This window comes from Protofrankia sp. CiT1, assembly GCF_917627335.1.
Taxonomy (GTDB): domain Bacteria; phylum Actinomycetota; class Actinomycetes; order Frankiales; family Frankiaceae; genus Protofrankia.
Genome location: NZ_CAKJTP010000153.1, coordinates 1 through 9,479, shown reverse-complemented (window position 1 = coordinate 9,479; position 9,479 = coordinate 1). Strand labels below are relative to the sequence as shown.

The window sequence follows — 9,479 nt, the reverse complement described above, 5'->3', positions numbered from 1 at the left end:
GTGGTGACCCGCGCCACGGTATCGAAGTACCTGCGCAGGTAATCGGCGTGCAGGCTCTGCATGGCCAGCCGTCGTAGCCGCCGCCACTGCTCGCCCTCGGCGGAGAACGCACCAGTGATACCCAACTCGGCCAGTACCGACTGGATCGCGCTTAGTGGTCGCCGCCGGTACCCGTCCGGGCGCTGGCGCAGCATTGTGTTGACGGCCTCGACATCGGCCACCGCCAGCGCGTCCCGACGGCCCATGCGGATGCGGTACAGCGGGCCGTACTGGTCGGCCCAGCCCTCCAGCACCGCGCTGAGACGGGTCAGGTCGAGCTGGTGCGGATTACCCAACAGCGGCAGTCCACGCGGGCCAGCACAGTCGGCGATCTCGCGTGGGGCGGCCGCGAGCTCACTCATACCGTCGCCAGGACAATGCGGGTGTTGTTCCGCTACTCGAACCATGCTCGGCGCAGGACAGCCGAGGCATGAGCCACTCCTTGGCGGTCAGACAACTGAGTGTATGCGGCGGGCCGATGGATGTCTCGACACTCGGTCGGCTCCGCTCACCCCGGAGCTGGGCTGGGCGAATCGGCGGCGTGTGATAATCGACACATCCCATACGTCACCGCCCAGCTTCTCGTAATGTCCCGCTACCACCGGGCATCTCCTCTTCAGCACGATGGCATGCTGCGTCGGGTGGCACGGGCAATGCGAGAGATGCAGGTGACGGTCGCCGCGGCGGCTGCCGGGGATGAGCGCGCGCTCGACCAGTTGGTCGAGGCGTACCTGCCGCTGGTCTACAACATCGTGGGCTGGGCGATGACGGCCCACGCCGATGTCGATGACGTCGTCCAGGAGACGATGCTGCAGGTCATCCGTGGTCTACCCGGGCTGCGGGATGCGCAGCGGTTCCACCCATGGCTGATCGCGATCACGATGCGGCAGGTACGCGGACGGTGGCGAGCCCCCGCCGACACCGCGGAGCTGCTCGATGTCGCCGGTCCGGGAGCCGACTTCGTGGACCTCGCCATCGCCGGCCTGCAGCTGACCGGGCAGCGCAGGGAGCTCGCGGAAGCGGCGCGCTGGCTTGACGGTGATGATGTGGAGTTGCTGTCGCTGTGGTGGCTGGAGTCGGCCGGTCAGTTCACCTGCGGCGAGCTGGCCGACGCGCTGCGGTTGAGCACGCCGGATCTTACGCTCCGGGTGCGCCGCATGTGCGCCCAGCTCGACGCTGCCCGAGCGATGATACGCGCGTTGCACGCCACAGCGCGGTGCTCCGTTCTCGACGAACTCCTTCTGGGCTGGGAGGGTCGGCCGAGCAGCTTGTGGCGCGAACGCCTTGCCCGCCACACCCGGGAATGCCTGGAGTGCGACCGCTGGTGCGCGGAACTGGTCCCGACCGAGCGGCTGCTGGTCGGCGCAATGCTCGTGCCTGTCCCCGCGGGATTGACGGCGAAGGTTCTCGGCCAACCGGGCGGCGGCATTGTCGGCGGGGGCGGCGACAATGCGAGCGCCCGCTCCGGCAGCACGACCGACGCAGCGCTCCTCCGCGCCCAGCCCAGGGGGATGGCGCTGAGTAGGCGGCGCGCCGTCGCGGTGATAGGTGTCGCGGCCGCCGGCGGGGTCGCCGCCGTCACCGCCGCCGTACTGAGCGGACGGCGCGAGAAGGTGCCGGGCTTCGTCACGACCGGCACCGCACCGACAGGCGCCGCTGCCGACACAGCGGTGCCGACCTCGGGCGCCTCTGCTTCCGGGTCGGCGACCCCGTCACGCAGCCCGTCACCGAAAGCCGCCGATCCTGGGGCCGATCCGGGCGTCGATCCTGTCTTCATCGGAGACCCCGACCTGAACCGTTCGGAGACGTACCGCTACCAGGTGACCAAGCCCGGCGACCACACACTCCCGGCCGGCACCGTCGCCGTGCAGTATGACGTGTCGAAAGCTGCCGCCTCGCCGCTGAAAGGCCAGCTGGCGCAGATCCGCGACCGGCTGGCCCGCGGCAGCGGGCTGGCCCTCTACCTCACCGGAGGCACCGCCCTCAACGACACGGACCTGACGGCACTACAGACACTGCACAAGCCCGAAACCAGCGGCGGTCTCGACCTGACCAACCTGCGCCGGCTGCACGTGTACAACCTGCGTTCGCTGCAAGGCGGCCGGGAGTGCACACCCACCTCGGGCCTGGCCTGCGCCGGCCAGACCGCACGAGGCGGCGACTGGCCCTACCTGTGGTACAACGGCTGGTGGGACACCTGGGTCAAGGATCTCGTCCTCGACGACCTCGACGAGGTCAAGGACGGCACCTTCAGCAACCACAACTTCGCCAGCGTCAGTCTGCGCGGCGCCCGCACAGTCGGCGTGATGGCCTTCGGTCACGCCCCGTACGCGCGGCTCGCCGTCGTGTACCTGCCCAGCGCCATCACCATCGGCAGGGACGCCTTCCGACGCAACCAGTACCTGCTGAAGGTGAACCTGCCACGTGCGGTGACAGTGGGCGACTTCGCGTTCGACGACACTTCACGGTTGCAGTACTTCGCCGCCCCGAACCTCGAATCGATCGGCCGAAACGGGCTCAACGACACACACGCGCTGCGCGCCGTGCATCTGCCGAGCCTCACATACATGGGGATCAACTGCTTCGACCTCAACGGCGACGCGGCCCAGGGGACCGGAGTGAAGGTCCTGCGCCTGCCGAAGCTGCAGACGCTGGACAAGAACGCCATTACCGGCTTCGCCACCCTGCAACAGGTCTGGGCACCGATGCTCACCACCGCCTGGCACTACTCCATCACCAACAACCCCAAGCTGCTGTCGGTGTACGCGCCCGGCCTGCGCAAGCTCGGGCCGCACGTGTTCACGAACAACGTGGCGCTGCGCGCCGTGTACCTCGGCACGCAGCCGCCGGCACAGGATCCCACCGCGTTCACCGGCACCGACGCCGCCAAGCTCACGCTCTACCACCCGCCCGGCAAGGCCGCGTGGCGCGCCTTCCGCCCTGCGGGAAACCCGGCCCTCCGCGTGGTCGAACAGTAGCCCCACGGCAACCGTGGAAGACCCCGCATGAAGCGGTCGACGGTGGTGGACGGCATCCCTTGGGCCTTCTTGGCGAACTCCTCGGCCTGAGCACCGTGCGGGACTGTAAAACCAACGGTGTAACTCTCCTGTCGCACTCTGTGCATAGGTGCAGGTAGAGGAGGCGCCAGATGACCAGCATGACGACAGATCCGGCAGCGGAGACCATCGCGGGCGAACCAGCAGCCGCCAGCGCCGAGAGCGACGCTGCGGTGCTCGACGAGGAGCTCGCGCGGCGTCTGGTCGAGCAGGCGAGGGCCGAGGGGTGTCGCTGACCGGCTCAACCGTGATCTGGTGGGCAACCCGCCGCCGGTCCCGATCGGGGAGGGGCGGGCGGTGGGGCGGTGGACCTACTCCAACGTCCGGGACGTGGTGACCAACCCGAAGTACACCGGGCACATGGTGTGGAACCGGCGGGCACGCAAGGGCAACGGGAAGAACCGGCTCAACCCGGTGGGGGAGTGGGTGTGGTCACCGGTGCCGGTGCATGAGGCGCTGGTCGATCTGGAGTCGTTCGTGCTGGCCCAGCAGGTGGGTCTGCGCCGGGAACGGTCGCGTACCGCGTCGGGGGTGAACCGGCATCCGCAGAGCCGGCGGGTGTACCGGCTGCGCAGCTACCTGTTCTGCGCGCTGTGTGGGCGGCGGATGCTGGGGAAGTCCGTCCGGGACACCCCTACTACGTGTGTTCGCCGAAGAAGGGCTACAACCCGCCGGGACATCCAGCCATCTCCAGTTTCTGGATCCGGGAGGAGGCGCTGCTTGCCGGTCTCAGCGGTTTCCTCGCGGAGCGTGTCTTCGGCCACTACCGGCGTGATCTCCTCGGTGCCCAGCTGAACGGGCTCGTCGCCGGCCGGCAGCGGGAACGCGACCGGCGGCTGGGTGCCCTGCGCAAGGCGCTGGCCGAGACCGAGAACAAGAGGAAGCGGCTGATCCGCAGCCTGGAGGTGGCCGAGCCGCCCGACCCGGAGCTCATCCGGGACATCAACGAACGCCGCGCCGAACCGCTCGCCGAACGCGGGCAGCTGGAACGGCGGATCGCCGAGGTTGAGGAGGAGGTGCACCAGGCGCCGAACCCGGCTCTCCTGGGTCAACTACCGGTCAGCGCGGTCGACCTCGCTGAGCTTCCCGATCCGCTGTCCCGGCGCCTGTTCGAGGCGCTGTGTCTGGAGATGCACTACAACCACGAGACGAAGATCGTAACCTGCCGGATCACCCTGTCCGGCGAGACGATCCGCGCCGTCGCCGACACCAGCACGGAGGCGGTTGTGCTCCCGCTATCCGACCCGCAAGCGGTGCGCCATACCGAGGAGACGAAGATGAAGACCTACCATGATCTCCCACCCGCAACCTTCTGCGTTGTGCCCCCGGTGGGATTCGAACCCACACTGTCGGTGGTTTGAGCACCGTCTCTCTGCCGTTGGAGTACAGGGGCATACTGCTTTTACTGTATGATCATCAGGTGCTGAGGGTGACCGGCTGTTGGGTTATCCAGCTACCGGGCTGGCCGATATGCAGGTAGCGCTTCCTTGACGACTCTAGCCGGGTAAGGTGCGGATCGACCGACCGCCCCGGTGTTACGGCGGGTCAACGGCATCATCCTAGCCCTGCGAGCCCAGGAGTCCGACCCGATGAGCCAGCCATCCTCGACCCCCCGCCGGGTGCTGATCGCCGAGGACGAGGCGCTGATCCGTCTTGATCTTCGTGAGATGTTGCAGGAGGAGGGCTACGAGGTGGTCGGTGAGGCCGGTGACGGCGAGATGGCCGTCAGCCTTGCCACCAAGCTTCGGCCCGACCTGGTCATTCTCGACGTCAAGATGCCTCGTATGGACGGGATCGAGGCCGGTGGGCACATCGCCAAGGAACGCATTGCGCCGGTGGTGATCCTGACCGCGTTCAGCCAGCGAGAGCTCGTGGAACGAGCCCGTGAGGCCGGGGCGATGGCCTACGTCGTCAAGCCGTTCCAGAAGAAGGACCTGCTGCCGACGATCGAGATGGCTGTGAGCCGCTTCACCGAGATCGTGAGCCTGGAGGCCGAGGTCGAGGATCTACAGGGCCGCCTGGAGGCTCGAAAGATCATTGAGCGGGCCAAGGGGGTCCTGCAGACCGAGCACGCGATGACCGAGCCGGACGCCTTCCGCTGGATCCAGCGCACCTCGATGAATCAGCGGCGCACGATGCGCGCGGTGGCCGAAGGCATCCTGTCTGGCGAGGCATTGCCCGGTGAGGCCATACCCGGAGCGTGATCGACTGGTCACCGCCCACCCGGCGGGGACACCGGGTACCGCCCACGCGGGCGCTGGTTGCCGCGCTGGTCGCCCTGATCGTTGCGGCGGGGGCGGTCGGGGCGGCGTACGCGGTAAAATTCAGTACCGCACCGTCTGCTGGTAGCCCGTCGCGGCCGCAACCGCGGACGGCCACGCTTGGGCTGATGGCTCCGTTGTCCGGAGATCTCGCCTCGCTGGGCGGCGCGGTTCGCAACGCCGTGCGGCTCGCGGTCGACGAGGCAAACGCGGACGCGGCGATCCCCGGCTGGAAGATCCGTCTGAGCCTTCAGGACGACCTGTCCCGGCCGGACGGAGGCGCCCGGGCAGCTGGTGAACTGGCCGCTGACGAAACGGTGATCGGCGTCGTCGGGCCGTTGAGCTCTACGGTCGCCATGGTCGCTGTGCCTACGCTGAGCGCCGCCGGGATTGCCGTGGTCTCCCCGTCCAACAGCCGCCCTGAACTCACGGGCCTCGCGGACGCGACCGCGGCCACCAGCGCCACCGCCCGGAGCCGGCCGTATCCAGGTTACTTCCGGCTGAGCGGCACCGACGTCCTGGCGGCTTGGACCAGCGCCGAGTACGCCGTGACGACCATGGGCCGCCGCCGGATCACGGTGGTGGACGGTGGCCCCGGCTTCGGTACCTCCCTCGCGCAGCGATTCGCCTCCGACGCCCGCCAGCTGGGCGCCACCGTCACGGGAATACACAAAGTCCACGGCAGCCTGGATGACGAGTCCGAGGTGGCCTCGGTAGTCGAGAGGGTACGTGCCGAAGCCCCGGACCTGCTGTACGTGGCGACGGGCTTCGCCTTTGCCGCGCAGCTGCGTACCGAACTGGCCGGTCAGGGCCTGGCCGTCGCTGTTCTCGGTTCCGACGGGCTGGGCGACCCTCGTTATCCCGAGCGGGCGGAGGGCGCCGCTGAGGGAGACACAGTCGTCGATCTCGGCGCGCCGCTTTCCGAACTGCCGCGGGCCGGCTCGTTCGCCGCGGCCTACCTGCACCGATGGGGTGGCCGCGGCAACCGGGACGCCGGCACCCGCATCGCTGATCCGGCCGTCTCGGCCACCTCTCGTGCGCTCGGCTCCGGCTCCGGCCTCGGCTCCGAGGCTGGTCCGCCGGCCGTCATCCGCGGTGACGGCTCGGCCGTGACCGGTGACCCGGGCCTTGCCGTCCCCCCGCCGACAGCGGCCGCCGATGTGATTCCGTCCGTCGCCGCGTACGCCTACGACGCCGCCGGTGTGCTGTTGCGGGCGGCCAGCAGTGTTCTGCCAGGCCGGCCCGGCGTGAATGGCGCTGCCAGGGCCGCTGTCATCGCCGCGCTGAGGCAGGGCCGCTTCGTCGGGGCCACCGGCGAGGTCGGCTTTGATGCGTGGGGTGACGCGGTGGCGCCGCTCGTGACCATCTATGCGGTGCGCAACCGGGCGTTCGTGGTGCTGCGGGTGCGCCGGCCGTAATCCGCGCGGTCCGGGCCGTCCGCGCCGTCCGCGCCGTCCCGAACGTGCGCGGCTCGACCCGGCGGCCGGGCCGGCGATCCGGCCGCACGCCACGATTTCGTCCGACAACTTCCGTAACACGCCATAACTGGAAAACTGTGACGACACGGGCGTTCTCAGCTTTCAGTTGCTGCTCGTAGCGACTACGTTTCCGACAGTATGGCCAGCAAGCTGGGCAGAGCAGGCGCGGTGGATGGCGGCGGCCGCGTGGCGTGGGTGCGGCGTGAGGCCGTCGTGCGCGGCACCGGTCGGATGACCTTTCTGTTGGGAGAGCTGGCATCCTTCGCGTTATGCTTGATGACGATTTGCCTGAATTGTCTTACTAAAATGGATGAAGGGACACGGTATGGCGAGGCGGACCATGGCGGCGGGAGCCGCTGGATTGCTTGCGATCGCGCTGACCGTCGGCGCGTGCGGGGGAGGCTCCTCGGGAAGCGGGCGCCCCGAATACATCATCGGCTTCCAGGGGCCGCTGTCGGGCGACAGCTCGCAGCTCGGCATCAACGCGATCAACGGCCTGCGAACCGCGGTCGATCGCGCCAACACCAGCGGCGGGCTCCCGTTCACTCTCCGGCTGGTCCAGACGGATGATCAGGGCACCCCGGAGCAGGGGCCCACCGCGGCCCAGAAGCTGATTGACAACTCGGGCGTCATCGCTGTCATCGGGCCGATCTTCTCGGGCGCGACCAAAGCCAGCGAGCCGCTTTACAGCCAGGCCAAACTCCTCTCCGTGAGCCCGTCCGCGACAAACCCGCAGCTCACCTCGCTGGGTTTTGGGACTTTTTTCCGCGTGATTGCCCCCGACACCGTACAGGGCACCGCCGCCGCGGATTACGTCGCAAAGGCTCTCAAGGCCAAGAAGGTGTTCTCCCTCGATGACAAGAGCGAATACGGCACCGGGCTGTCGACGGTGTTGAAAAAAGAGCTGGCGGCGCAGGGGGTGAATGTCGTGAGCGATGGCATCAACCCGACGAAGGACTACACATCCGAGGCGACGAAGATAATTTCCGAGCAGCCGGACGTGATATTCTACTCCGGCTATTATGGGGAATTCGCCCTATTGACCAAGGCGCTGCGGGCCAAGGGCTTCACCGGGGCGATCATGAGCGGAGACGGGTCGAACGACGACCAGTTCGTCACCCAGGCGGGTGCCGCGAGCGCGGAAGGCGCGTATCTGACCTGCCCATGTGGCGACGCCAACAGCGACCCGAAGGCCGCCGGCTTCGTCGCCGACTTCAAACGGGTGAACAACGGTACGCGGCCGGGCACCTACTCCGGTGAGGCATATGACGCGACGAACGCGGTCATCGAGGTCCTGCGTAAGCTCGGGCCGGGTGCCAGCCGTGAGGCTGTTGTCCGGGCCTTCTCATCCGTTGATTTCGAGGGAGTCACCAAGCGGATCGTGTTCCAGCCCAACGGCGAGGTCGCCGGTTCGACCGTCTACGTCTACCGGATCCGCGCTGGCAAGCGGGAAGTGCTTGGGACCACCGCGGAGCTGATGAAAGCCTGACCCGCGTTCATGACCGCCCGCGACACCGCGCACCAGCAGTGGTTCGGTGAACCACCGGCGATTCGGGGGACATCAGCATGAGCTTCGCGCACGAGTTCGGGCAGCTGACGGTTGACGGCCTGACCATCGGTTCCCTGTACGCGGTCATAGCTCTTGGCTACACCCTCGTCTACGGGGTGCTCACGCTCATCAACTTCGCCCACAGCGAGGTCTTCATGCTCGGTGCCTTCGGCGGGCTGTTCGCGGCTCGGGCGCTGCTGCCCGCGGGCGGGGCAACGCCGTCAGGGCTCACGTCCGTCGCGCTGGTAACGGTCGGGCTCGGTGCCGGGGCCGCGTCCGGCGGCTTGGCCGCGTTCGCTCTGGAGCGCGGTGCCTACCGGCCGCTGCGCCGCCGTGGCGCGCCGCGGCTGGCCTACCTCATCAGCGCCATCGGAGCCTCGCTGTTCGCGGCCAACCTGGCCGGGAAGGAGTTCGGCCGCCAGAGCGTGCCCGTCCCGGACCTGTTCACCAACGGGACCGTCGGGCGGGTCCTCGGCGCCGCGGTCTCTGTGCAGACAGTGATCATATTCGGCGTGGCGGTCGTGATGCTCGTCGTGGTGGACCGGGTGGTCGCGGTCACCCGGCTGGGCCAGGCGATCCGGGCGACGGCCCAGGACGCGGACACCGCGCGTCTGATGGGTGTCGACGTCGAACGGGTGATCGTCGCCACTTTTGTGCTCGGGGGCCTGCTCGCGGGCGCCGGTGGATTCCTTTACGCGATGACGTTCAACGCCTCCTATACGATGGGGTTTGTTCCGGGTGTCAAGGCATTTACCGCCGCCGTGCTCGGTGGTATCGGCAACGTCCGTGGCGCGGTGGTGGGAGGTCTGCTCCTTGGTCTGGTCGAGAGTTATGGCGGTTATGTGTTCCAGGCGTCCTACCGGGATGTGATTGCCTTTCTCGTGTTGGTGGGCGTCCTTCTGGTCAGGCCCTCGGGCCTGCTCGGTGAACACCGGCGCAGGGCGGCATGATCGTCGGGTGGCCGCGTACCGGCGCGGCGTTCAGCTGGGCGCGCCGGCTCGCGGTGTATATGGGTGGAGCGGCGCTGTTCGCCGTCGTGACCGGCCCGTCCGGCGACGCCGGGCATCCGCTCGCCGGGATCCGCGGATCACTGTTC

8 protein-coding genes and 1 tRNA gene are annotated in these 9,479 nt (G+C 68.2%); 7 read left to right on the top strand and 2 right to left on the bottom strand.

Features of this window, described 5'->3' with window-relative positions; all coding sequences use genetic code 11:
- Positions 1-401, bottom strand: a 401-nt coding sequence (locus tag MJ785_RS18120; protein ID WP_239381934.1) for a cytochrome P450, incomplete at its 3' end; no start/stop codon positions are given.
- Between the two features lie 291 nt (positions 402-692).
- On the opposite strand from MJ785_RS18120, the gene MJ785_RS18115 reads away from it, so the two are divergent.
- From MJ785_RS18115 to MJ785_RS18105, 3 genes are all read left to right on the top strand, one after another.
- Positions 693-3,017: a sigma factor gene (locus tag MJ785_RS18115; RefSeq protein ID WP_239308578.1), complete on the top strand. Its 2,325-nt coding sequence runs from the start codon at positions 693-695 to the stop codon at positions 3,015-3,017.
- 170 nt (positions 3,018-3,187) lie between these two features.
- Complete coding sequence (locus MJ785_RS18110; protein WP_239308577.1) at positions 3,188-3,331, top strand: hypothetical protein; 144 nt, start codon at positions 3,188-3,190, stop codon at positions 3,329-3,331.
- Positions 3,332-3,350: 19 nt separating this feature from the next.
- The gene (locus MJ785_RS18105; RefSeq protein WP_239381932.1) at positions 3,351-3,890 is read left to right on the top strand and encodes a recombinase family protein; all 540 of its coding nucleotides are present in this window, start codon (positions 3,351-3,353) and stop codon (positions 3,888-3,890) included.
- Between the two features lie 525 nt (positions 3,891-4,415).
- Here MJ785_RS18105 and MJ785_RS18100 read toward each other — a convergent pair.
- A tRNA-Leu gene (locus tag MJ785_RS18100) sits at positions 4,416-4,488 on the bottom strand.
- A 196-nt stretch (positions 4,489-4,684) separates the two neighbouring features.
- Between MJ785_RS18100 and MJ785_RS18095 the strand changes: the two genes are divergently transcribed.
- The 4 genes from MJ785_RS18095 to MJ785_RS18080 all read left to right on the top strand — a co-directional run bounded on the left by MJ785_RS18095 (position 4,685) and on the right by MJ785_RS18080 (position 9,333).
- Positions 4,685-5,299 carry an ANTAR domain-containing response regulator gene (locus MJ785_RS18095; RefSeq protein ID WP_239308575.1) on the top strand — a complete coding sequence of 205 codons (615 nt, stop codon included), beginning with the start codon at positions 4,685-4,687 and terminating at the stop codon, positions 5,297-5,299.
- Positions 5,296-6,774 carry a branched-chain amino acid ABC transporter substrate-binding protein gene (locus tag MJ785_RS18090; protein ID WP_239381930.1) on the top strand — a complete coding sequence of 493 codons (1,479 nt, stop codon included), beginning with the start codon at positions 5,296-5,298 and terminating at the stop codon, positions 6,772-6,774. The genes MJ785_RS18095 and MJ785_RS18090 overlap by 4 nt, the downstream gene beginning before the upstream one ends.
- A gap of 385 nt (positions 6,775-7,159) precedes the next feature.
- Positions 7,160-8,323 carry a branched-chain amino acid ABC transporter substrate-binding protein gene (locus tag MJ785_RS18085; RefSeq protein WP_239308573.1) on the top strand — a complete coding sequence of 388 codons (1,164 nt, stop codon included), beginning with the start codon at positions 7,160-7,162 and terminating at the stop codon, positions 8,321-8,323.
- A gap of 77 nt (positions 8,324-8,400) precedes the next feature.
- Positions 8,401-9,333 (top strand): branched-chain amino acid ABC transporter permease, encoded by a 933-nt coding sequence (locus MJ785_RS18080; protein ID WP_239308572.1) that lies wholly within the window; start codon positions 8,401-8,403, stop codon positions 9,331-9,333.
- Positions 9,334-9,479: the final 146 nt, after the last annotated feature.

Coding starts and splice junctions, on each gene's coding strand:
- MJ785_RS18115 (WP_239308578.1), top strand. CDS start 693: ATGCGAGAGATGCAGGTGACGGTCGCCGCGGCGGCTGCCGGGGATGAG.
- MJ785_RS18110 (WP_239308577.1), top strand. CDS start 3,188: ATGACCAGCATGACGACAGATCCGGCAGCGGAGACCATCGCGGGCGAA.
- MJ785_RS18095 (WP_239308575.1), top strand. CDS start 4,685: ATGAGCCAGCCATCCTCGACCCCCCGCCGGGTGCTGATCGCCGAGGAC.
- MJ785_RS18085 (WP_239308573.1), top strand. CDS start 7,160: ATGGCGAGGCGGACCATGGCGGCGGGAGCCGCTGGATTGCTTGCGATC.
- MJ785_RS18080 (WP_239308572.1), top strand. CDS start 8,401: ATGAGCTTCGCGCACGAGTTCGGGCAGCTGACGGTTGACGGCCTGACC.